This is a genomic window from Paenibacillus sp. FSL H7-0331, assembly GCF_001956045.1.
Genome location: NZ_MRTH01000001.1, coordinates 556,540 through 581,886, shown reverse-complemented (window position 1 = coordinate 581,886; position 25,347 = coordinate 556,540). Strand labels below are relative to the sequence as shown.

The 25,347-nt window shown below is 45.8% G+C and carries 20 protein-coding genes; 18 read left to right on the top strand and 2 right to left on the bottom strand.

From position 1 onward, the window contains the following. Positions 1 to 120: 120 nt before the first annotated feature. The 12 genes from BK127_RS02590 (at position 121) to BK127_RS02535 (ending at position 15,753) form a co-directional block, all read left to right on the top strand. Complete coding sequence (locus BK127_RS02590; RefSeq protein ID WP_076228279.1) at positions 121 to 2,370, top strand: helix-turn-helix domain-containing protein; 2,250 nt, start codon at positions 121 to 123, stop codon at positions 2,368 to 2,370. A 244-nt stretch (positions 2,371 to 2,614) separates the two neighbouring features. Continuing rightward, positions 2,615 to 3,661: an ABC transporter substrate-binding protein gene (locus tag BK127_RS02585; RefSeq protein ID WP_076228277.1), complete on the top strand. Its 1,047-nt coding sequence runs from the start codon at positions 2,615 to 2,617 to the stop codon at positions 3,659 to 3,661. A gap of 24 nt (positions 3,662 to 3,685) precedes the next feature. Further along, entirely contained in the window at positions 3,686 to 4,786 is a 1,101-nt protein-coding gene (locus BK127_RS02580) for an ABC transporter ATP-binding protein (protein ID WP_076228275.1), read from the top strand. Next, positions 4,783 to 6,438 (top strand): ABC transporter permease, encoded by a 1,656-nt coding sequence (locus BK127_RS02575; RefSeq protein WP_076228273.1) that lies wholly within the window; start codon positions 4,783 to 4,785, stop codon positions 6,436 to 6,438. Before BK127_RS02580 ends, BK127_RS02575 begins: the two co-directional genes overlap by 4 nt. A 145-nt stretch (positions 6,439 to 6,583) precedes the next feature. Beyond that, positions 6,584 to 8,284: a sensor histidine kinase gene (locus BK127_RS02570; protein WP_076228271.1), complete on the top strand. Its 1,701-nt coding sequence runs from the start codon at positions 6,584 to 6,586 to the stop codon at positions 8,282 to 8,284. Beyond that, the gene (locus BK127_RS02565) at positions 8,277 to 9,059 is read left to right on the top strand and encodes a response regulator transcription factor (RefSeq protein ID WP_076228268.1); all 783 of its coding nucleotides are present in this window, start codon (positions 8,277 to 8,279) and stop codon (positions 9,057 to 9,059) included. Before BK127_RS02570 ends, BK127_RS02565 begins: the two co-directional genes overlap by 8 nt. A 79-nt stretch (positions 9,060 to 9,138) precedes the next feature. Further along, entirely contained in the window at positions 9,139 to 10,221 is a 1,083-nt protein-coding gene (locus tag BK127_RS02560; protein ID WP_076228266.1) for a nitric oxide synthase oxygenase, read from the top strand. Positions 10,222 to 10,490: 269 nt separating this feature from the next. After that, entirely contained in the window at positions 10,491 to 11,396 is a 906-nt protein-coding gene (locus BK127_RS02555) for an ABC transporter permease (RefSeq protein ID WP_256711146.1), read from the top strand. 62 nt (positions 11,397 to 11,458) lie between these two features. Continuing rightward, positions 11,459 to 12,337 (top strand): carbohydrate ABC transporter permease, encoded by an 879-nt coding sequence (locus BK127_RS02550; RefSeq protein ID WP_076228261.1) that lies wholly within the window; start codon positions 11,459 to 11,461, stop codon positions 12,335 to 12,337. 31 nt (positions 12,338 to 12,368) lie between these two features. Then, a complete protein-coding gene (locus BK127_RS02545) occupies positions 12,369 to 13,877 on the top strand; it encodes an extracellular solute-binding protein (protein WP_076228259.1) in 1,509 nt (502 codons plus the stop codon). 12 nt (positions 13,878 to 13,889) lie between these two features. Further along, positions 13,890 to 14,786 (top strand): family 43 glycosylhydrolase, encoded by an 897-nt coding sequence (locus tag BK127_RS02540; RefSeq protein WP_076228256.1) that lies wholly within the window; start codon positions 13,890 to 13,892, stop codon positions 14,784 to 14,786. A gap of 61 nt (positions 14,787 to 14,847) precedes the next feature. Further along, positions 14,848 to 15,753, top strand: a complete 906-nt coding sequence (locus BK127_RS02535; protein WP_076228254.1) for a glycoside hydrolase family protein — start codon at positions 14,848 to 14,850, stop codon at positions 15,751 to 15,753. A gap of 135 nt (positions 15,754 to 15,888) precedes the next feature. Here BK127_RS02535 and BK127_RS02530 read toward each other — a convergent pair whose 3' ends face one another. After that, positions 15,889 to 16,242: a Rieske (2Fe-2S) protein gene (locus BK127_RS02530; protein WP_076228251.1), complete on the bottom strand. Its 354-nt coding sequence runs from the start codon at positions 16,240 to 16,242 to the stop codon at positions 15,889 to 15,891. Between the two features lie 53 nt (positions 16,243 to 16,295). Next, positions 16,296 to 17,357: an amidohydrolase family protein gene (locus BK127_RS02525; RefSeq protein ID WP_076228249.1), complete on the bottom strand. Its 1,062-nt coding sequence runs from the start codon at positions 17,355 to 17,357 to the stop codon at positions 16,296 to 16,298. Positions 17,358 to 17,522: 165 nt separating this feature from the next. On the opposite strand from BK127_RS02525, the gene BK127_RS02520 reads away from it, so the two are divergent. The 6 genes from BK127_RS02520 to BK127_RS02495 all read left to right on the top strand — a co-directional run bounded on the left by BK127_RS02520 (position 17,523) and on the right by BK127_RS02495 (position 25,180). Further along, positions 17,523 to 18,329 (top strand): helix-turn-helix domain-containing protein, encoded by an 807-nt coding sequence (locus BK127_RS02520; RefSeq protein WP_076228246.1) that lies wholly within the window; start codon positions 17,523 to 17,525, stop codon positions 18,327 to 18,329. Further along, entirely contained in the window at positions 18,326 to 20,056 is a 1,731-nt protein-coding gene (locus BK127_RS02515) for a cache domain-containing sensor histidine kinase (RefSeq protein WP_076228244.1), read from the top strand. The genes BK127_RS02520 and BK127_RS02515 overlap by 4 nt, the downstream gene beginning before the upstream one ends. Then, on the top strand, positions 20,053 to 21,651 hold the full coding sequence (locus tag BK127_RS02510; RefSeq protein WP_076228242.1) for a response regulator: 1,599 nt from the start codon (positions 20,053 to 20,055) through the stop codon (positions 21,649 to 21,651). Before BK127_RS02515 ends, BK127_RS02510 begins: the two co-directional genes overlap by 4 nt. A 166-nt stretch (positions 21,652 to 21,817) precedes the next feature. Then, a complete protein-coding gene (locus BK127_RS02505) occupies positions 21,818 to 22,726 on the top strand; it encodes an ABC transporter permease (protein WP_076228240.1) in 909 nt (302 codons plus the stop codon). Between the two features lie 22 nt (positions 22,727 to 22,748). Beyond that, entirely contained in the window at positions 22,749 to 23,615 is an 867-nt protein-coding gene (locus BK127_RS02500) for a carbohydrate ABC transporter permease (protein WP_076228238.1), read from the top strand. A gap of 65 nt (positions 23,616 to 23,680) precedes the next feature. Then, the gene (locus BK127_RS02495) at positions 23,681 to 25,180 is read left to right on the top strand and encodes an extracellular solute-binding protein (RefSeq protein ID WP_076228236.1); all 1,500 of its coding nucleotides are present in this window, start codon (positions 23,681 to 23,683) and stop codon (positions 25,178 to 25,180) included. Positions 25,181 to 25,347 lie beyond the last annotated feature (167 nt).

Sequence of the window (25,347 nt, the reverse complement as noted above, 5' to 3'; positions counted from 1 at the left end):
TTCTATATAATGTAGAAACCGGATACCATTGAAAAACAGCTGTGCTGAAATGATTTAAATGTATATATTTACCATTTCATCAAGTGCGATGACTATAAGCCTGAATCGTGAGGGAATGCCATGTATAAATCCAAATATTTACGGAGAATCATTCTCTTTAGTATGATCCTGGTTACGATCCCCGTCGTATCCTTAGGTATTTTATCTTATTTTAAAGCCAAGGGTATTGTTCAGGAAAAGGTTAATGAGGGTAACATGCAAGTGCTAACGCAGACGGAGTTGAAGGTAGAGCAGATTTTGCAAACGATTGATAACGCAATTGTCCAATTCAGTAACAGTAAACTTGTCAGCGAATCGATAACCCGCGGCTTTGAGGCCAGAGATTTTATGTTAGTGACGGACTTGGCGAATGGCCTTTACAAGCTGCAATCGTATGATTTAGGTATTTCCAATGTACAGCTTGCGAGCTTTGCGCATAGATGGACACTCGACAACAGCGGGTTCACGCAATCTATGACGGACATCGAACTGAAAACGCTGACAGAACGAACGCAGTTTGCAGAATCATCCAAGTGGGTTACCAACGAAGGTACCTCCCATATTCTGCTGGTCAAAAAACTGCCGATCAATATCTATAAGGGCACATCCGGTGTGATTGTAGCGAACGTTCCTAACTATAGGCTGCAAAAGCTGATTCCCGAATATAACGGCGAGTCGGATACGATCGTTTTTGATGCGGATTACCGCTTATTGACACAGGTGTCCAATCCCAATTTTTCGCAGGAAAAGATTGATCAGGTAGTTCAACTTTTAAAAGCATCCACAGTGGATAAAGGCAGCAATGAAATTCGTCTACAGGATGGGTCCATCGGCATCACTTACAAAAAATCTGCTTTTAACGGCTGGGTCTACGTTTCACTTGTTTCAATTGAACAGATTACGAAGGAGTCAGGGGCGATTGGTTGGTACACGTTTTATGTGTGCACAGGGGTATTTCTTATTTTGCTGGTGCTATCGTTAATCGGTTCCAATCGAATCTACACACCCATTCGTCTTGTATTCGAGTCCGCGGCTGGAGATAAAGCTAGCGAGAACAGAAATGAGGATGAGCTGCAATTCATTGGCAAACATATCGTTTCACTGCGAACCTCACAATCAAGACTGTTGGATCAAATACAGGGACATACGAAGCAGCTGAAGGAATTTTTTGTGAGAAAATTGCTGTTAGGTGAGCTGAATGGTCAAGAAATTAAGGAAAAGTCAGAGCAATTTCAGTATGAATGGGGCGGTGACTCCTATTGTGTGCTGACGGTACAAATTGACACATTAGCGGGAACGCGTTTTCAGGAAAATGATCATGACCTGCTGATGTTTGCGGTTAACAATATCGTCTCGGAGCTGACACTTCCGGAATCCCGTCTTGAACCTGTCGTTATAGGCGGCAATCAGGTGACACTGCTGAGGAACAGGACTTCTTCGTCCGAGCAAGGGAAAAACGATGTATATGCGCTCTCAGAGCTGATTCAGACAACGGTCAAAGAAATACTGGGGCTGCAGATCAGCATAGGCATCAGTGGCTTCTATACGAATTTGAATAGAGGGGCGCAGGCTTACAGGGAAAGTCTGGAGGCATTAAAGTATAGAATTCGCTTTGGTGAAGAGGCTATTCTGCATGTTGAGGATGTGCTGCCTGACCATCGGATTCAGACGATTTTCCCTGAATGGATCGAAAAGCAGCTTATCGATGCGCTCAAGATTCCCGATTTGGACAAGGCACAGCAGCTGCTGCACGAGTTTCTTACTGTGATGCTGCGCGACCCTATTCGGCATCAGGAATACCAGATGATTTTGTTCCGGCTGCTGGCCGATCTGATTCGCGAGATTCAGAATGCAGGCGAGAATCTTCAAGCCTCCTCCCAGGAGGACCGGCAGTTGTTTGAGCAGCTTTTTAATCTCAAAACGATTGCAGAAACCGAGAGCTGGTTTATGAAAACAGTGCTGGAGCCGATGGTCACCTTGTTGAACAAAAAGTGGGAAAGCCAGAATAAAAATATTTCCGAGCATATGATCGAAATTATCCATGAAGAGTTTGAGTCCGACCTGACCCTGGATTTATGTGCAACGCGGCTTAATTATCATCCGAATTATCTAAAAACCGTGTTCCGTAAGGAAACAGGTGTGAACTTCAGTGATTATGTTTCGCAATATCGACTCAATCAGGCGAAAAAATGGCTGCTGGAAACCGATATGAAGGTATCCCAAATTGCGGAGAGGCTCAGATATCAGAATTCGCAAAACTTCATTCGGTATTTCCGCAAGATGGAGGATATGACTCCAGGCGATTATCGCAAAAAATATTTGGATCACTAGACCAATGTCAGTTTAACTGACGTTGGTTTTTTATTTATTTAACGATGTTAAATATGTAACGCTTTCAAATTTGTTTATTATAATCTATGGGGTGAAGGCATAATTAGAACGATAAGATTAGGTGAATAATGGGATTTATATGTTAGATTAGTTGTCAATTTTAGATGATGTTTATGTATTTTAGGATTTAAATGTTGAGGGCTTCTGATAGAATTATCTTATATTCAAATAGGGGGCGAACATATTGAGAAAAGGTATAAGTTTAATAGTGGCGTTGGTATTAACGATAAGCCTGTTGGCTGCATGTGGGCAAGCGAGTTCTACAGACAAGGGTGCAGCGAGTGCTCCTAAGGGTTCAACCAAGCTGGTTGTCTATACACCTAACAGTGAAGATATTATTAATACGTTGATCCCGATGTTCGAGAAGCAAACCGGAATAACGGTTGAACTGGTGTCGGCTGGAACTGGGGAGCTGATCAAGCGATTACAATCCGAAAAAGCGAATCCATACGCTGACGTTATGTTTGGAGGCTCTCATGCATTGTTTATGGGCAATGGCGATTTGTTCGCCAATTATGTTTCTCCCAATGATAAGGATTTAATGGAGGGACATCGCAATGAAACAGGCTACATGACATCTTATGTTTCGGATGCTAGTGTCCTGCTGGTCAACAAGAACCTGGTTGGAGATATCAAAATCGAGAGTTATGAGGATTTGTTAAATCCCAAATTAAAGGGGAAAATCGCTACGGCCGATCCGGCAAGCTCCAGCTCGGCGTTTGCTCAATTAACGAATATATTGTTGGCCAAGGGCGGAGATTACACGTCCGATAAAGGCTGGAATTTCGTGGGTAGCTTAATTAAGAATCTGGACGGCAAGATCTCCAGTGGCTCCGGCGCTGCACATAAGAGCGTAGCGGACGGCGAATATATTGTGGCCTTGACCTATGAAGATCCATCGGCTAGCTACGTGAAAAGCGGTGGACCTGTCAAAATCGTATATCCAACTGAAGGTGCAGTATTTCTTGATGCGGTTGCAGGGATTGTAAAAGGTACAAAAAATGAAGACAATGCCAAGAAATTTATCGATTTCATTATATCCCAGCCTGCACAGGATGCATTCGGAACTCAACTGACTAACCGTCCATTGCGCACGAATGCCAAGCTTGGAAGCCATATGAAACCGATGAGTGAAATTAAAGTGATCAAGGAAGATGACAAATACGTACGTGAGCATAAGAAAGAAATCGTAAGCCGTTATACGGATACCTTTACCAAATTGCAAAAATAAACATAAAGAAATCGGGTGGAAACGATGAGCGTAACCATATCCTTCCAGGATGTTGTGAAGAAATATGGCGATACCAAAGTGATTCCTGAGCTGACACTTAATATCAAACAGGGTGAGTTCTTCACCCTGCTTGGTCCCTCAGGATGCGGAAAAACGACGCTCCTGCGTATGGTTGCCGGCTTTAACTCCGTAGAAGGCGGGGAGATTCGCTTTAATGAACGTGTTATTAACCAGGTAGCGCCGGGCAAAAGGAATATAGGCATGGTGTTCCAGAACTATGCGATTTTTCCTCACTTAACCGTTAAGGGCAATGTTGCCTTTGGCTTGGAGAATCGTAAAGTATCAAAGGCGGATATTGAAAAGAAAGTGGCCGAGGTACTGAAGGTCGTGCAAATTGATCAGTACAAGGACAGACTGCCGCAAAATTTATCTGGCGGACAGCAGCAGCGGGTAGCGTTAGCGAGAGCTATCGTGATACGTCCTGATGTGCTGCTGATGGATGAGCCCTTGTCCAATCTGGATGCCAAGCTTCGTATTGAAATGCGCAATGCAATCAAAGAAATTCAGAATAGCGTTGGCATTACAACGGTGTATGTCACACATGACCAAGAGGAAGCCATGGCGGTCTCCGATCGGATTGCTGTCATGAAATCCGGTATTATCCAACATGTAGGAACGCCTCAGGAGATTTATCAACGGCCTGCTAACATATTTGTTGCAACCTTCATAGGACATACCAATATTTTGGAGGGGACTTTGACCAAAGTGAACAATGAGTACCGTGTTCGTTTCAGTCCCGGCTATGAAGAGCGAGTGAACAATATCAAGGTGCCTACGTCCGCTGAAGTGCAGCCCGTCAAACTATCTGTTAGGCCGGAAGAATTTATCATTTCCGAGGATGGCACTGGAATTAAGACAACGATAGTAAGCAGTATTTTTCTCGGGCAGAATACCCATTACTTCGCAGACCTGGAAACGGGCTTGCGAGTTGAAATCACCATAGAGTCGACAACTGGTAATCTGTTAAAGCCGGGCTCGGTGATTTATCTGAAAGCCAATATGGACAAAATGAATGTGTATGATGAGCAGGGTGAGATGAATTATACGGGGGCCATCGGCCTATGAATCAACGAAGTCAGCGGCTTGATATCTGGATGCCCATTACGATATTGATCTTTGTGATCTATCTTGTGTTTCTGGCTTTTCCCTTGTTTACATTATTGACCAAAAGCTTTTTTGACGGTACGACCGGCGCCTTTTCCCTTGCTTATTTTGTGAAATTTTTTAGCAAGCAGTATTATATGAATGCCTTGTTTAACAGCATGAAGGTAACGGCCTGTGTGACGATTTTATCCGTTGTGATTGCAGCACCGCTGGCCTATATCATGTCGACGTTCAAGATCAAGGGCAGCGGCACCATTCAAATTCTGATCCTCATTTCCTCGATGTCTGCCCCGTTCATTGGTGCTTACTCATGGATTCTGCTGCTTGGCAGAAACGGAGTTATCACCAACTTTGTTAAGGGTGCATTGGGAATTCCGATGCCTGATGTGTATGGCTTTACAGGAATCGTGCTCGTGCTGACACTCCAGCTGTCCCCGCTCGTCTTCATGTATGTGTCCGGGGCGCTAAAGAATGTGGATAATTCTTTGATGGAGGCAGCCGAGAGCATGAACTGCACCGGAATCCGCAAAATGTGGAAGGTGCTGATTCCGCTCATTACACCAACATTGCTTGCAGGCGGAATGCTCGTGTTTATGCGTGCATTGGCTGATTTCGGGACACCGATGCTAATCGGTGAAGGATATAAAACGATCCCTGTACTTATTTTTACCGAATTTATTAGTGAGGTTGGCGGGGATGATGGTTTTGCAGCCGCTATTAGTGTGCTCGTAGTTATATTTGCTACATCGATATTTCTTTTGCAAAAATATATATCCAACCGCAAATCGTTCACGATGAGCGCGCTGAATCCAATACAGCCCAAAGAGAAGAAGGGCTTGGGTAATATTATCGTTCATGGTGTCGTCTATGTGTATACCGCAATCGCTTTGCTGCCGCAGGTGTATGTCATGTATACCTCCTTTCTCAACACGTCGGGACGCATATTTGTATCCGGGTACTCATTGAACAGCTATCGCGCTGCTTTTACGAAGATTGGTGATTCTATTGCGAATACCTTTATATTGGCGGCGATTTCAATCTCTATCATTGTTCTGTTGGCGATACTTATCGCTTATGTAACGGTCAAAAGAAGAGGTGTGACCTCCAATATCCTGGATGTGTTCACGATGTTCCCCTACATTGTTCCGGGCTCGATTCTCGGTATTGCCCTGCTCGTTACCTTCAATCACAAGCCGCTTGTACTGAGCGGCACGGCGATTATACTGATTGCAGCCTTCGTCATCAGGCGTCTGCCTTATACGATTCGATCCAGCGCGGCTGTACTGCATCAGGTAAACGATAGTATAGAGGAAGCGGCGATCAGCCTGGGTGCCTCGACCATGAAGACGTTTTTCAAAATAACGCTGCCCATGATGATTTCCGGGGTCATAGCGGGTGCGATTTTAAGCTGGATCAGCATTATTACGGAATTAAGCACCTCCATCATTTTGTACACAGGCTCCACAAAAACGATGACAGTGGCCATTTATACGGAGGTTATTCGCGGCAACTACGGTGTAGCAGCAGCCTTATCGACGATGCTTACTATCATTACGGTCCTGTCACTGCTCTTGTTTTTCAAATTGTCGGGCAAAAAGGACATCACCATGTAAGTGTGGGCTGTTCTTGTAAACTCTTGGTCTTACGGTTGGTTCCTGCATCAAGCGGGGCCAGCCTTTGTTGTACTTGTTTAAGATTAACCAAGTAAGGTATGATGAGGGCTCTGGTAATCAACTATATAGTGCGGGATGTGGTGGTATGGAGGCGAATAAGAACAACTTTAAGGAGTCCACTCGTCGTTTGTTTTTACTGTATACCTTTATGCCGATTATCGTGTTGTTTATCTTGTTTCTGATCTTTACTCTTATCAATAATAAAATCATATTGGCGAATGAAACTATGGAAGCCAACGAAACGATCAATCAGTCGATGTCCAAAATATACAATGAATATTATAAGGAAATCAACCGGATGGCCGCACTGCCGCTTGTTATTGATTATGCCGTTACGCGTGCGAACAGCCAGGACGTGTATGAACAATTTTATGAATTTAATAACCATCAAAAGGTGAAAAGTGTATTTCATATCATCGATGTGAAGGGCATATTCGTTGCATCCTCCGCACCTTCCAACGGCTTGATCGAGGATATGGTATTCAAGGATATTGTACCTCGGATTCCCCCTACAGCCACAGCAACTCTGACAGAAACGAATCACATTGCCTACTCTCACGATCGTTTCACCTTATATACCTTCGGGAAAGCGATCCTGCACAATAATACGGTGGTCGGTTATTTGGTGTATCAATTATATGAAGAAGATGTACAGAAGCTTATATTTGTGCAAAACAATGAAATATCGGTCATCACCGACCAGCACAACACGATTATAGCCACGACGAACAATATTGCCAAAGGGTTAATGAACAAATTTAATCCAATATACGATGCCCAGGGCTACATTCAATTAAATAATGGCAGATATTATGTGAGCCAATCCAATATTCCAACCGCTCAAATGAAGGTATATACACTGAATTCCCTGCGGATCGAGAAATATGCTTATATCTCGTTAACGGTGTTTATTATCGTAACTAGTATTTTGTTATGGGTGATGGTTCATTTTTTGTCACAAAAAATGTCATCGCGCAATACCGCATCCATAGACAAGCTGCTGTTTGCCGTGAACAAGCTGCAGGAGGGTCATCTGGATGCTTACGTTGAAATCAAAACCGGGGATGAATTCGAGACATTGGCCAATCAATTTAATATTATGCTTAACCGTCTAAATGAATTATTGCACAAGAACGAGGAGCTATCGAACCTTAGACGTCTGATAGAAGTTAAGCAGCTGCAATCACAGTTTCATCCGCATTTTATTTTTAATGTGCTGGAAATTCTGCGCTATGCCATTGTCGTAGACAGCCAACAGGCGCAGGAGATTGTCATGATCCTCTCCAGACTGCTTCGTTATAGTATCAGCAATGATGGACAAACGGTATTAATGAAGGGTGATTTGAACCATGTGATCGATTACTTGAAGCTCCAGCAAATACGCTTTAAGGACCGATTAACCTACACGATCGACGTATCCACCGAGGGACAGAACGCCTTGGTTCCGAAGCTTCTCCTGCAGGCAATTATCGAGAACTCAATTAAATACGGGTATCAGCATCAGGAGGCTTTGTTCATTTCGATTCGAGGGTATGTGGTAGGTCAGGATCTGGTGCTGGAAGTCGTGGATAATGGAGATGGCATGGACGATCGGAGGCTCGCGGAAATCAGGGATATTCTGAGCAGCCCGGATAATCAGAGCAAGCATATCGGACTCAATAATCTTCATCGCCGTCTGGTGCTTTTGTATGGTGAGCAATACGGCATTCAGCTTCAGAGCTCCCCTGACTCAGGAACGAGTGTCACAATCTTAATTCCCTACGAAAAAGGTGATGAAGGTGTTTAAGGTACTGCTTGTGGAAGATGAGGAAATGATACGTAAGGGCTTGCGTTATACATTCGACTGGCTTGGTTCGGATTGTATTGTCATCGATGAGGCCGTTAATGGCGCTGAGGGACTATCGAAGATTATTGAACTGCAGCCGGATATCGTCATAGCGGATGTGAATATGCCCTTAATGGACGGGATCACGATGATAGAGCGCAGTATGGATGCGGCAACCTGCAGTTTCATTATTGTTTCCGGATACGATGAATTCCATCTGGCCCAAAAAGCCGTGCATCTGGGTGTTAGCGAATATTTGCTGAAGCCGTTGGAGCAGCATCAATTAATTGAAGCCCTAGCACGGGCCAAAACACAGATTGAGCTTAAGAAGAAATACCAGCTCATTAAGAACAACCACAAGCAATTGGACGAGGTTCTTAGTGCTGCCTTGATGAACGATGCGCCAACGAAGGCTTCCAAATATGTAGCCCAGATGATTGCTTATATTCAGTTGAATTACGCAGAGCGGATCAGCATTCAAGATCTGGTCACACAGCTCGGGATCAGCTCTACCTACTTAAATCAGAAGTTTAAAACAGAAACGACCTATACGTTCAATGAATTCCTGAATCGATACCGGATTCAAAAGGCCATGGATCAGCTGAAGACCGGTGGAGGCAAGGTGTATACCATCGCCTCCGATGTCGGTTTCAAGGATTACAAATATTTTATCAGCATTTTCAAAAAGTATGTGAATATCACTCCGAGCCAATTCCAGGACCAATTTAAATCGTGAACGGTGAGCTCCTATTTGGAATCGAAGCCTGTTTTTACTATAATAGAGAGCAGGATAAGGATAGGAGTACGAATTCAATATGAATGTATATCATGAGGTTGAAGAAGCCGAGCATTTTATTCATACATGCTACAGCGAAACAGGCAAAACTATGGGTGAAATGGAACAACGAATTATAGAGATCCGGCAAGCGATAGCCGAACAGGGTTTTTATGAGCATACGCTTGAGGAACTGCAATATGGAGCCAAGCTGGCATGGCGAAACAGCAATAAATGCATCGGCAGGTTGTTCTGGGAGACCCTGCATGTTATCGATGCGCGCACTCTGGAAACGGAGGAAGAGATCGCTCAGGCGCTGTACCGTCATATCGAATACGCTACGAATGGTGGTCGGATTCGTCCGACCATCACTATTTTCAAGCCTGCTATTCAGCCGGAGCAGCAGATTCGCATTATGAATCATCAACTTATTCGTTACGCGGGTTATGAAACCGATGGTGGTGTGGTTGGAGATCCGGATTCCGTTGCCATCACAAAGCTTTGCCAGGAGCTGGGCTGGAGGGGAGCCGGGGGTTCCTTTGACGTGCTGCCGCTCTTGGTGAAAATAGGCAATCGAGTGCCGCGGCTATTTGAGATTCCGTCATCGCTTATCATGGAGGTGCCTTTGTGCCATCCGGAGCTCCCTGGCTTTGCCGATTTGGGGCTGCAATGGTACGCCGTGCCAATGGTCTCCAATATGCGGCTGGAGATTGGAGGCATTCATTATACAGCAGCTCCCTTCAACGGCTGGTATATGGGAACTGAGATTGGAGCGCGGAATCTTGCCGATACAGGACGTTATAATATGCTGCCCAAGGTAGCCGATATGATGGGACTGGATACGAGCAGGGATTCAACCTTATGGAAGGATCGCGCGCTGGTCGAATTAAATATAGCCGTATTGGATTCTTTCAGGCAGCATGGCGTAGCCATCGTCGACCACCATACAGCCGCCCAGCAATTTATGAGATTTGAGGCTAACGAGCAAAAGAAGGATCGTCAGGTGACCGGGAATTGGTCATGGTTGATTCCTCCCTTATCGCCTGCGACGACACATATTTTCCATCGGCAGTATGAGGATGCCATTGTAAAACCGAATTTTTTTTACGATGAAACGATATAGAGCTACCAGCGAAACCTCCCATCAAGGAGGTTTTTTGGCTTCTTAAGAGATTATCCGATCTGCCATAATGATTATTAATGATCAAATTGACATGTAAATCGGACTCTGAGGCTATCACAACCCCATGATCTGCTGCCGTGATTGTAGACGGTAACTGTCAAAGCCTATAAAGTATGAGCTACAGACAAACGACCATACAACGGGTGAATGGGGAGTGAACCAAGATGCAGGCTGTATCTGAAACGAAGTCATCCATTTCAGATTCCAAAATGAATGCTTTTAAACGAAGACTCAAACGGCAAAAATGGTTTTTTATTATGCTGCTTCCGGGACTGCTGTACTTCCTAATTTATAAGTATATGCCGATGTGGGGCATACTCATTGCGTTTCAGGATTACCAGCCGTTCCTGGGTTTTTTTGGGAGTAAATGGGTTGGGTTCAAGCATTTCGAAACGTTTTTTGGCAATGAGATGTTCTGGCAGCTGTTCAAGAATACATTCATTCTGGCTGTGTATAACATCGTGTTTTTCTTTCCATTACCGATTATCATTTCGCTGATGCTCAATGAGGTTCGCCGAGATATATTTAAACGATGGATTCAAACACTCATCTATGTACCGCATTTTGTATCGTGGGTAGTTGTAGTCGGAATCAGCTTCCTGTTCTTCTCGACAGAGGGCGGAATCGTCAACACGATGCTGAATAATATGGGAGCTGAGCCGGTCAAGTTTCTGCTAAGCAAGGATTGGTTCCGAACGATCGTTACCTCACAAGTGATATGGAAAGAAACGGGATGGGGCACGATTATTTTTCTGGCTGCGCTCGCTGGTGTCGATCCTGGATTGTATGAAGCAGCCCGCATCGACGGGGCTAATCGTTGGAGACAAATGTGGCATATTACGCTTCCTGCGATTCGCAGTACGATCATTATTTTACTTATTCTGCGGATTGGCACGTTCCTTGATTCCGGCTTCGAGCAAATTTTCCTGATGGTTAATCCATTGAACCGCGAGGTTGGAGAAGTGTTCGATACGTATGTATACACGACTGGGATTTCGCAAGGGAAGTTCAGTTACAGTACAGCGGTAGGTGTGTTTAAATCGATCATCGGGCTGCTGTTGGTAACCGGGGCAAATCGCTTAGCCAAAAAGTTCGGTGAAGAGGGTATTTATTAATAAGCGACGCTTGGCCATTGCACTCAAGGTTCCAGTCAAACTCGAAGGAGGATCAAACCCTTATGGTAGAAAAACAACTATCCAGCAGATTGCTTGACGGAATCAATTACTTACTTCTGCTCCTTATTGCCGCCGCTTGTATCCTGCCTTTTATCTTTATCATCGCTTCGTCACTGACAGCTCCTGAGGAATTGCTGAGGAAAGGATTTATCTTATTCCCTACCAAATTTTCTTTGGTTGGTTACAAGTATATTTTATCGACGGACATTATATTATCCAGCCTTGGCGTTTCGATATTTATCACGGTAGTTGGAACGCTGGCGAATCTGTTGTTCACCGCCTTAATGGCGTATCCGCTGGCGCAAAGAGATTTGATGGGCGTCAAGCTGTTCATGAAGCTGGTTGTGTTCTCAATGCTGTTCAGCGGTGGGATGATTCCTACGTATCTGGTCGTGAAGGAGACGGGGCTGCTCGATAATGTTGGCTCTCTTATCATTCCGGGCTTGATCAGCGCCTTTAACCTGATTATTATGCGCAGCTTTTTTCAAAACCTGCCTGATGGTCTGGAGGAAGCAGCAAGGATTGACGGCTGCAGCGATGTGGGGATTTTGTTCCGAATTGTGCTGCCATTGTCGGCACCCGTATTGGCTTCACTCGCTTTATTTTATGCGGTAGGGCATTGGAATGCTTACTTCAATGCTGTTCTATATATTAACGACAGCAAGCTATGGCCGATTCAGGTATGGCTCAGACAAATCGTTATTCTATCGCAGGGAGGGATTGGAGATTCTACGAATTTCGGTGAGGATTTTGTTGCTCCACCAGCGGAAACGGTCAAGATGGCAGTTATTGTGCTTTCGACGCTGCCAATTCTGATTGTATATCCGTTTCTGCAAAAGCATTTTGCCAAAGGCGCGTTATTGGGGTCAGTAAAGGGTTAAACTAAACTAGAGATGAAGAGGAGATTTAACTATGAAAACGAATGAAACTCGTAAATTTGCGAAAATGATTAGCGTTGTTTGTTTGACCTGCATGTCGGTGTCACTGCTGGCAGCCTGCACAGGCAAAACCGAAACACCGGCCGGACAAACGGCAGCAGGCACACCGTCCAAGCCGTTAGAGCTTCAGATTATGATGATTCAACAAGGTGCTGAGCCGCCAAAGAAGGACAGTCCCATTCAGAAAAAGATCGAAGAGTACACCAATACGAAGCTTGATATTATCTGGGTACCTGGAGCGGGTACAGCCTATGATGACAAGGTTAGTGCAACAAATGCTTCCGGTAAGCTGCCCGATGTGATGCTGATCCGTAAAACGAAGGAATCCGCCATGCTGAACGCGCAAATGTCAGGTATGTACTGGGATTTGACTCCATTTATTAAAGACACGAAAAACCTCAGCAAGATGAATCCGGTTGCAGTGAAAAACGCGAGCGTCAGCGGCAAGCTGTATGGAATCCCGCGGGAGCGCGTATTGGCCCGTTACGGTATGATATTCCGCAAGGATTGGTTGGATAATCTGGGATTGCAAACTCCTAAAACAGCTGATGATATTTACAATGTGGCGAAAGCCTTTACGTTAAATGACCCGGATAAGGATGGGAAGAACAATACGACCGGAATCCAGGAAGACGCTACGATGGAATTGCTGAAGCAGCTGACCATTTACAATGGAGGTCCGAATGGATGGGGACTGAAGGACGGCAAGATTACACCGGACTTCCTATATCCAGAGTTCAAGAAATCTTTGGACCTCTACAAAAAGATGGTTAGCGAAAAGCTGATCAGCCCGGATTTCCCAATTGCCAAGAAATACGATTACTTTAACCAGGGCAAAGCAGGCATGTATTTCTCCGTTATCGATGATGGCGCTACCCGTCATTTGGATATGATTAAAGCGAATCCGAAAGTGGTTGTTGATGTCGCTGAGAATTTCGATGGCCCGCAAGGACAAAAGGTAAGAGGCACTGTAGGTTATGATTCTCTGATCGTCATTCCAAAATCGAGTGTTACGACTGAAGCCAAGATGAAGCAGGTGCTGGCGTTCCTGGATAAGTTGGGTGATGAAGAGATGCTGACACTGCTCAATAACGGGATTGAAGGGACTGACTACAAGGCTGAAAATGGAGCAACGAAAAGAGTCGATGGCTCGCAGCTTTCTGGTGAGTTTGTTAACCTAAGATGGGGCGATCAGTACGGCGGCATCAAGATTACTAAAAATGCGATTGAAACCAAAATTGACAAAATGTTCGCTGACAATAAAGGTATCGCGGTTAATGATCTAAGCGCAGCATTATTATCGGATACCAACACAGAAAAAGGCGTAGACTTGAAAAAGGCGATTACCGATGCGCAAACCAAGTTTGCACTAGGCGAGCTCGATGACAAAGGCTGGAGCGATGCCGTAGACAAATGGGTTAAAGGTGGCGGCGACAAGATCATGGAAGAGTTCACAGCCGATTACAACAAAAACGGCAAATAAGGAGCTGAAAACATGATCCAATATCCCGAGCTGCCGCAGCATCTGGCACCCTTGTTTGACTACCCGCTTCGCGATACGTCCATTTGTCTCGGAGGCGATGGTGTGTATTACCTGACAGGTACGACGGGTGCCCCCGATTGGTGGGCGGTCACGGGAGACATCCAGCTGTGGAAATCATCAGATTTGGAGCACTGGGAGCCGCTCATTACCAAACCGCGCAAACGGACGTCAGTTTGGAACGTGGATCGGGACGGGACCTGGCAAAAGGAGATCCAGCAACGGGACGGTGCGCCGTTCCGCCCGCTCTGGGCACCCGAGATTCACTTTCTCAAAGGCACCTTCTGGCTTACCTACAGTATTCCGAGACTTGGCAATGGACTGCTGCGAAGCATTAGCGGCAAGGCGGAAGGGCCTTATGTGGATAACATCAAGGTGGATGCACCGCTCAGTCCGCATATTGATGCCTCACTCTTTCAGGATGATGACGGTCAGGTATACTTCTTATGTGATAACGGTAAGATGGCGAGAATGAATGAAGATATGACGGCATTGGCAGAGGAGCTGCGGCTTCTAAGCCCCGCCAATGCCGAGCATGTCGGTTTCGAAGGAACGTTTCTGTTCAAAGCTGGGGGACGTTACCATCTGGTTGGAGCGGATTTTGTGGATGGTGATTATCACTGCTTTGCAGCAAGCTCCGATAAGCTGTATGGTCCTTATGGCGACCGATATGTAGCTATTCCGCATGGTGGGCATAATATGATTTTTCAGGATAAATGGGGTCAGTGGTGGAGCACATTTTTTGGCAATAATGACAGTGCTCCGTTCAAGGAAAGGCCGGGTACGCTTCGAATTGAATTTGATCAGAACGGACAAATTCGCCCTATCAAGGAATCCCGTTCGGAGCTGTGACAAGCTTGAATTAGCTGCCCAATGTTCGAAACGATTAAGAAGTTAGCTGTTTTACGGAGGGATGAAATTTACTGTCTTGAGATTGGGCGATATTCCATCACCTGTACTGCTGCAAGGCAATAGCCGGATCGCTTATCGCGACCCGGCTGCTTTGTATCATGAGGGTGTATTTCGATTGTTTTTTACGCTGACGGAAACAGAGGCGGATGGACGTATATACATGTTTACAGCGACGAGTGAAAGCCGCGATTTGTTATCTTGGAGCGAGCCGAGAAAATTGACACCGAGAGACCGCAGCTTGAATTATTCCAGTCCTGGTAATGTGATTCGTTACGAAGATCGTTGGGTGATGTGTCTGCAAACTTATCCAAGGCCAAATGGCGAGAAATATGGCAACGATTCATCCAGAATATGGAAAATGGAAAGTAAGGATCTGGTGCAATGGACAGCTCCTGAACTTATGCTCTTGAAAGGCTCGGAGATTCCTGTGGAGCAAATGGGCCGGATGATCGATCCTTATTTGATTGAAGACAAGGATGAATCGGGCAAATGGTGGTGCTTTTACAAGCAAAATGGCGTTAGTCTCTCGTACTCCTGCGATTTAGAGAAATGGACTTATTATGGGCATGAGCGCGCGGGGGAAAACGTCTGTATTTTGAATGAACGCAATGAATATGTGATGTTTCACTCTCCGGAGAACGGTATCGGGATCATGCGGTCATGGGATTTGAAAAGCTGGACACACCAACAGCCAGTACTGACCTTGGGGCAGCAGGAATGGGAATGGGCGAAGGGCAGGATTACTGCGGGGTTCGTCCTGGATTGCCGAAACGTTGCAGGCATCGGTAAATTCCTGATGTTTTTCCATGGGAGTGGCCCGGAGGATGAGCAGGTTATCTTCGATACCCACGCTTGTATTGGAATCGCATGGAGTGATGATCTTGTGGAGTGGCATTGGCCGAAGTGAACCTGAAAAAGGATCACAGCATTATCATCTACGAGCAGTAGCCGCCTGAGCATCAGCTCCGGCGGCTTTTATATGATAACATTCGCAAATCGGTCTATTGTCTGTCGTAGACAGGCAACGGGTATACACTGGAGCTTAGCCAATAACAACTCCGACCTTACCTTCGTCTACTTGTGTTGTATAGCTTCGGGTACGCGTTTTGTCATTAAATAGCGACTTTCCGGTCTTGATATCAAATTCCCAGCCGTGCCACGGACAGCGGACGATCTCCTGATCTCTTCCATATATAAATTCATATACGCCGGAATCCAGTGTTGTTCCACAAACGTCACCCCTGCACAAAGGCGCACCCTCATGAGGACAATAATTGTGAATGGCGTAAAACTCCCCTTTAATATTGTAAACACCGATCGATCGACCGGATACCTCCACCACTTTGTGACTCCCTGGCGGAATGTCAACGGCTTCAGCAATATAATAAACGGCCATGTGGGAACCTCCTTAAAGTTTTCGCAGAAAACTCACATCGAAAGCATCTACTCCTATTTAAGCTGGTACAGCTGACGGGCATTTTCGTAAAAAATCTTGTGCTTCGCTTCAGCGGACAGACCTTTCATGATCATAAAAGGGTCGTCAAAATCCCAATGAGGGAAATCACTGGAAAATAATAGAATATTCTCTGCATCCATCATTTCAAATATTTGCTGCAAATGCTTGGGATTATCTGGCTCTTCAATCGGCTGTGTGGTCAAATAACAATGATCACGGATGTACTGGCTGGGCATCTTCTTCAACCATGGAGTGGTTGCGCGCAGCGCTTTGAAGTTTTTATCCATTCGCCACATCAAATGGGGAAGCCAGGCTACTCCGCCTTCTACGAGTACAAATTTTAAGCGTGGGAATTTCTCGAACACACCTTCCAGCACAATGCTAACAAGCTGAGCCATGAAATTTTGTGATAAGCAGGTGTGCCACTGGAAATAGTTGCTCACATAACCCGCCGCAGTAGGCGGATTGGAAATGCCGCTTCCTTCGGATCCCGGATGGATGGCCACAGGCAGCCCATGCCTCTCTGCCGCTTCATAAATCGGATGATAGTAACGGTTTCCATAGGGGATGTGTGTAGCGCTAATGAGTATGACCTGAACGATATCGGGATGTGGTCCAATCCGATCGATTTCCCGGGCTGCCTGCAGAGGGTCTTGTGTGGCGACGGTCATGGAGCCTTTAAGCTTTGGATGATTCGGGAGCCAATGATCAATCAAGTAGTCATTATAGGCCGCCACAATAGCCGTGGCATAATCGGCATCGGGATGAATGGACATGGCATAGGTGCTGCCGCTAAGTATTGCATAATCCATATGGTAAGCGTCGACCAGATGCTCCATAACGAGCTCGGGATAGGCTGCTGCGTCCCGGCCATCATCCGCATAAGCATCCTTACGCTGTACGCCAATAGGCGAAGTATACGTGCCACCGCCGCCCTGTATACCGAATTTGATAACTCTGCTTTTCCATGGCTCTTTCAAGTAAGGCACGAGATCCATATGGCTCTTCAGTGCATGATGAACGTCGCAATCAATGATTTGGGCTGGAAGCTTCATATCGTCATTCCTTTCACAACGGCTGATTGATTTCTAGTTCAGTATAAAAAAATAAGCTGCTGCTTGCGATAAACAAAACAATTATTATTTGGACAATTCGATGATTACTGACTATAATGGGGGGGACGAATGAGCAAAACGACATGTAAATGAGGTGAAGCCGCAATGATTGAATTAAAATCCGTTCTTCTGGAGGAAGTTGGTCCTGAATGGAGAAAGGCAGAGGAGATCACGGAAGCCCATATTTTCATCTATGTGGTCAGTGGTCAATTGACCTATCGCCTGAACCATCAGGATATACCGCTTACAAAAGGGGATGTTCTGTTTATTCCCAAAGGCACACTTCGTGCAGGTATCGGGGATGGTATTCAAATGCATCAAAAATTTGCATTTTTGTTCGTATCCTCGGATGCAGCTGATCCCACCACGATTCCGCTGCTTGCACACAAGCCGTATCTGCTGCTGCATACCCGGAATCATGAATATATGAAGCAGCGCTTCTCACTGCTGCTGCAGCAGTGGCTTGGCAAGCTGCCGCATTACGAGCTGATCTGTACGGGCATCGTGCTGGAACTGCTCGGTATCGCAGCAAGGGAAGCGGATCATGCAGACTTACCGTTGAAAAAGCTGTCCATGGTGGCGACGATTCAGCAGTATATTCTCGACAGCTACCGCGGACAAATTCGTCTTGAAGAGCTGTCACAGCTCGTTGACCGGACTCCTAATTATGTGACACGAATATTCCGCGAGGTGACCGGACAGACCCCAATCGATTATTTGCACCAGGTGCGTGTGTATGCCGCTCGCGATTTGCTGCTGAATTCGCCGATGACGATTGGGCAGGTTGCTGATCAGCTCGGCTATTGCGACCAATCCTATTTTAACCGGATGTATAAGAAAATCACCGGACATCCCCCCTCCAATCATACCGGACATCAAGCGATCGGACAGCGGAAAGAGGAGCGGGCATGAGAAGCTTTTCGAGATTGAATTCGATGCAGACGAAGCTGACGCTGACGTTCCTGTTGATCCTGCTGCCGCTCGTGAGCGTCAGTATATTTGCCAATTATTATTCGCAAAGCATTATGAATGAGCAAATTAGTGACCGAACCAAAGGGGCTCTGCTAACTACGCTGGAGTATATCGATCAGTTAACCCAAAACATGGATCAGCAAACACTGCTGATTGCGTCCAATCCCAACATCGTCGATATCTGGAAAGGAATCGAGAATCCTTTAAGCCCGGACCATTTGTATGGCATCCATACCGTTCAGCAGCAGCTGACTGCACTGACGAATGTGAATGGAGCGATCAAGGATGCTTTTATCATTCATGGTGAAAGCGGTAACGGAGTCTCCACACTGAAGGGGGGGATCAAATGGCCTGATGTGAAAAAGGATTATTGGTTTCAGCAAACGATTAAAGGGAGCGGTGGGCTGGTAGTGTACGTGCCGACCAGGGAAAGTCGCAATCCGTCGCTGTATATGAGTGAGGATATGATTTATTATATGCGTCTGCTGGATGTGCTCAGCAGCACGCAAGAACCGAATGTGATGGTGCTGGCTGTAGACAAGCGATCCTTTCAAAAAATCATCCAAAATCTGCAAACCTCCATCAATATGAACATTACGCTGCTCTACAACGACGGATTTGTACTCGAGACCAATCCAAATTCGGAAAACTTGCATAAGGAGGAGCCTTTTTCGATTACCGTAAAAAAGGGTGAATGGTCGATGCGTCTGGAGCAGCCGAGGAAGGAGGTATTCAAGTTATCTCATAATCTTCAACAATTTACTTATTTGATTACAGCTATCAGTATTATGCTAGCGATATGGATTGCATGGCTCGTGTACAGCAGCATTTCAAAACCTCTGCAGCAGCTATCAAGTGCCTTTAAACAATTCAGCAGCGGGAATCTGGCTTTCGAGGTCGTACATCAGAGGAAGGATGAGTTCGGCTTTGTGATGAATGGCTTCAATCGAATGGCGGCTGCACAGCGTAAAATGATTGAGGATGATTATGAAAAGGAGCTGCGGCTGGCCAAGGCCGAATTCAGCTTACTGCAGTCGCAGATTAATCCGCATTTTCTGTATAATACACTGGATTCGATCTATTCGGTTGCTTCAAGCAAACGTATTCCGGAAATAAGCGAAATGGTCATTAATCTGGCTCGTTTTTTTCGTGTAAGTCTGGGAAAAGGCAGAGACTCCTTCACATTGGCGGAGACGGTTCAGCATCTGATGTATTATATGCGTGTACAGCAAATCCGCAAGGATCATTTCACCGTGGAAATCGAGCTGGATGAGGCAACGAAGGAGCTTCAGATCCTGAAATTGCTTCTACAGCCCATTGTGGAGAACTCGATCATCCATGGGCTGGAACAAAGCCCCAATGAGGGTTACTTATGCATTCGCTCGCGAATTGTAGAAGACAGGTTATATGTCGAGGTGGAGGATACGGGAGTCGGAATCCCCGAAGACAGGCTGCAGGAAATTATCATGGAAATCGACAAAATCACGAGCAAATCGTATATGAGCTCTCCAGATAAACCAACAAGTCTCTATTATGGATTGAAAAATGTGAAGTCACGGGTCAAGCTGTATTATGGCGGTGACGCTGATTTGTTAATCGACAGCCAAGAAGGCAAAGGTACGAAAGTAACATTGATTTTGCCAATGGGAAAGGAAGGACACACATGAAACTGTTAATCGTTGAGGATGAGCATCATGTCAGGGAGCGGATTGCGGAAGGGATCGAATGGGCAGACAATCAAGTGGAGCTGGTCGCGGCCGTCGGCAGCAGCAGGGAAGCTTTAACCATTTTGCAAAAGGATCATATTGATATCGTGCTCACGGATATTCAGATGCCCTTGATGAGCGGACTTGAGCTGGCCAAATGGCTTAAACAGAAATTCCCGCTTATTAAGGTCATTATTTTAACCGGTTATGACGATTTTGAATACGCGCGGGAAAGCATCGAACATGGCGTGTTCCAGTATTTGGTCAAGCCGGCGGAGAACGAGCTCATTATGCGAACGGTACTGGATGCCAAGGCAGTCAGGGAGCGGGAAATTAACGAGAAGCACAACATAGCCACGCTTGAAGCCAAGTGGAATGAGCAGCTGCCGGATTTGCAAAAGATGTTTTATAAAAATTGGTTGAATGGGCGCTATTCCATATGGGAGATCGAGAAAAGAGGCCGGGATCTTCTGTTAGCCCTGGATGCCCGCAAATATTTGCCCATCATATTCGACATGGACCCCATCTCAGAGGACAACGGCCGCTTTCAGGTACAGGATCGATCACTGGTACAATTTTTGCTTGCTACAATTGCGAGCGATGTGCTGGCTGATCAGGAATGTGTGGTATTGCAGGATGATGACGGCATGACCGCTGTGGTCTTCATATGGCCGGATGAAGAGCGGGATGATACGTTGTACGGGCGGGTGAATCCGCTCATTAGCGGGCTGCTCGGGACGGTTAAGGACTGTCTCAAGCTGACGGCGAGTGCAGGTATAGGGCCTCTGGTGGCCGATAAACAGCTGCTCGCCAATGCCTATAAGCAGAGCCGAATGGCTCTGCAGGAGCGGATTATTCTGGGCAATGAAATCGCGATTCCGTATAGGGATGTGGTCTCGATTCAGGACTCGTGGATGATGATGAGCCATTTGGAGAAGGAATATGAGGTTGCTATTGAAACAGGAGACCGCACCAAGTGCGAAGCCTTTATTCAACAGATGATGGAGCTTGGTTTCTCTGCTCATACGCCTGTAACGGAGGCGAAGGAGATGCTGTGGCGAATTACGTGTCTGCTGGCAAGGATTATACATATCCACGGATGGACACTGCGTGAAGCGCTGCAGCAGGATTATGCGGATTTTGAAAACTTCAACCAGCTATTATCGAAAGAGCAGGTTGGTGAATGGCTGCGCCGAATGACTTCACGTATTAGCCAAACGATAACCGAACGGCGGCAAACCGGCACGCAGCTTGCAATGAGTCAGGTAATCGGGTTTATTCAGGAAAGGCTGCATGAAGAGGAATTAAATCTGTATCTGGTTGCCGAAAAAATGTTTATCAGCTATTCCTATTTAAGCCGGACTTTCAAGGAAGTGACAGGGGAATCCTTTTCCGATTATGTACTTCGACTGCGTATGGAAAGAGCCAAGGAATTACTGACCAAGGGCATTAAGGTGTACGACACGGCTGAGCAGGTGGGATATAAGCATGTGAATTATTTTTCCAAAAGCTTTCAGAAATATTGGGGAGTCAAGCCCAGCGAAATTTATAAATGAGCGTGTTCAAACAGGAAAGTCGGAAAGCGATCCGGCTTTTTTGTGCGTTAGTCAACTTGTTCGCAAAAAAGTTGCATGTAAAGGTTTAGAACTGGGGTACGAAAGATAGGTCAACCACGTTATAGTAGAAAAATAAAACAAGATCAGACAGCGAGGGGAGAAAGCGATGAAAGCAGTTTCGAAGAGATTCCTGTTCAAATACGTGGATCTTTATCTGATGGTACTGCCTGGTTTACTTTTTTTGATTATTTTCAAATATGTCCCGATGTACGGCGTTGTGATTGCATTTAAAGACTACAACCTCATTCAGGGAGTCATGAACAGCAAATGGGTTGGACTGCAATATTTTCGCGAGCTGTTTTTGTTTGATGAATTTCCAAGAGTGGTGCGCAACACGTTATACATCAGCCTGATGAAGCTGATTGTCGGATTCCCGGCCCCAATTCTGTTGGCATTGCTCTTAAATGAGCTTAGGCTGGTTCGGTTCAAGCGTGCTGTGCAAACGGTTACCTACCTGCCTCACTTCATTTCGTGGGTCGTTATTGGAGGGATTGCCGTAGATTTGCTGTCGCCCAACAGTGGTATCGTCAACAAGGCGTTGGAAGTACTTGGCCTGCAGCCTGTTTTTTTCTTATCTGATGAACGGCTGTTCCGTTGGATTCTCGTCTATTCCGATGTGTGGAAGGAAGCGGGTTGGGGCGCGATTATTTATTTGGCTGCCTTGATTGGGATTAATGAGGAGCTGTTTCAGGCGGCAACGGTCGATGGAGCCGGAAGACTAAGACAGATTTGGCATGTTTCCTTGCCGGGGATTCGATCGACGATCATCGTGCTGCTGTTATTGAGGCTTGGTCATGTGCTGGATGCCGGGTTCGAGCAGGTTCTGGTCATGTACAATCCGGTCGTATATGACGTCGCGGATATTATTGATACCTATGTATTTCGCGTTGGTTTAGGTACGATGCAGTTTGGCTTGACGACAGCTGCCGGACTTTTTAAATCCGTTATTGGCTGTGTGCTGCTGCTGCTGGCTAATTATTTGGCAAGAAAAATGGGTGAAGAGGGCGTATTTTAATGATAGAAGGACGGTGGTCTCCATGATACAAACAAAAGGCGAATCTGTATTCAGCTATGTGAATGTGCTGCTCTTGTCACTCGTTTCTCTATCGATGATATTGCCGTTCATTCATATTGCCGCCAAATCGTTAAGCAGTGAAGCACATGTATTAGCCAAGGACATCACCTTGTGGCCCCAAGGCTTTAATCTGATGTCGTATCAATATGTGCTTTCCAACAAGCAATTTTTTTACTCGTTTGGCAATTCGATATTCATTACGGTGGCAGGAACCTTGATTAGTATGGCTCTAACGGTCCTGGCAGCGTATGCTTTATCCAAAAAAACATTGCCCTACGGCAGATTTCTAATGATGCTGTTCGTGATCACGATGTTTTTTAGCGGGGGTCTGATTCCGACTTATCTGGTCGTTAAGCAGGTGGGGCTGATGAATTCGTTGTGGGGCCTCATTTTGCCGGTTGCGCTGGCTCCTTTTAACCTGATTCTCATACGCAATTTTTTCATGGGAGTCCCGGAATCTCTGGAGGAATCAGCTCGCATGGATGGTGCCAATAACTGGCGTATTCTTGGGTCCATTTACTTGCCCTTATCCAAGCCGGCGCTGGCGACGATTTCGATGTTTTACGCGGTTGGCTATTGGAACAGCTTTTTTCAGGCGATGATGTACATTACAGAGAGACGCTTGATGCCGCTGCAAATGTTCCTGCTCCAGCTTGTGACGGATGAGAAAACATCAGATACGGTCATCACGGATGTATTCAAGGAGGTCACCCCCGAGACGATTCGTGCGGCAGCCATTTTATGTGTGGTTATTCCGATTGTATGTGTGTATCCATTTATTCAAAAATATTTTGTCAAAGGAATTATGCTCGGTGCGGTAAAAGGATAAGTGCCGTTCCGTTCATTATACAAACAGCTTTTCATGATATGATTAAACAAACAGGAGGGGTTTCAATGAACTACAAGAAATCGGCATGTATAGGGATGTCAGCGATTCTGCTAACCAGCTTTATCGCGGGCTGTGGTAACGATTCGGGCACTAGCACAACTCCGGGCAGCAGTTCCAGCAAACCTGCAACCAAAAACAAAGAATTAAAGATCATGATGTCCTATCACCCATCGTTGGAGCAATTTCAAGGGTCTGACAATATGAACAGCAATAAATTGGTCAAGCAACTCAAAGAGAAATCAGGCTTTGATCTTAAATTCGAAGCACTGCCCAAGGATAATCCCTCGCAAAAGGTTTCGATCATTTTGGCATCCGGTGATGTGCCCGATCTGATTCGCATCAATAACAAATCGGATTATTTCAAGCTCGCCCAGCAGGGAGCGTTTGAGCCATTGGATGACCTGATCAAGAGTAGTATTCCGACACTGTCCGCTATGATTACACCGGAAATATTGGACGCCACCCGCTTCGAAGGCAAGGTGTACGGTATTCCACACCGCGTTGCGCAAAAGGTCGGCAACGGTCTGCTTGAACGTTCGGATGTGATGAAAGAGCTGAATCTGAAGGATCCGGAAACTCTGGATGATTTTTATGCGAAGCTCAAAACGATCAAGGAAAAGAAAAATATTGCACCACTGACTGCAATGGCCTCCAATCCGGGCGCATTTACGAATTCCTTCACGCCATTTGCACAAGCGTTTGGGGTAGGAATGACGGCGGTAACCAAAAATAACAAGCTGGAATTCAGCTGGCTGCAGCCGGAGTATAAAGAATTTTTAACAACGATGAAGAAATGGTATGGTGAAGGCTTGATTGATCAGGAGTTTTCGATCAACAAAGACGTGAAGGACAAATTGATTAACGGAACGGCTGTATTCACCACAACGGCGTGGTCTGATGCACAAACCATTGATCGATCTATGAAGGATAAAAACAATGGAGGTACGCTTAAATTCATCGCTCCTGTTGTGGGTAAGGGGGGCCAGTCCGGTTTTCCTGAGGAACGTCCGATAGGCACTTATTGGGTTATTCCGAAGCAAGCGAAGAATAAGCAGGGTGCTGCTGAATATATGAATTTTATTTTTGGTACGGAAGCGGATAAGCTGCTGACCTACGGAATTGAAGGGGAGGACTACAAGGAAGAGGGCGGTAAAGTCGTTCAAACAGCTGAGCAAAGCAACGCAATTCCGTGGCGTACGCTGTATTTCTTAGGCGATTCGGACCCGAGCTTCTTTGCACGGCTTGGAGCCAAAGGATTTTTGCCTTACTATGAGCCTTTGATTCCTTTCAAGCGCAACCGTGATGAGACTGCATACGCTCCTTCCGTGGAAGCGTATGATACGAAGTTTAATGAACTGCGAAATTACGCAGAGGAGAATGCTTTGAAATTCATCATGGGTAAACGAAGCCTGGATGAATTCGATAAGTTCGTGCAGGAGTTTAATGCAAAAGGTGGCAAGGCAGCGATCGATGCCATGAATGAATGGTATACGAAGAAAAAATAAACGGCTTGACGAGGTAGTAGAAAGAATGCATGAAGTGAAGATGGGGCTGTCCCGCAAGGTCCGAAGAGACCTGTGAGGCAGTCTTCTTTACGTTGACTGAACAAAAGTACAACTTTTACATCAGGTTTGGGGAAGTTTTGAACAGTTTTCCATGATACAACTAAAGT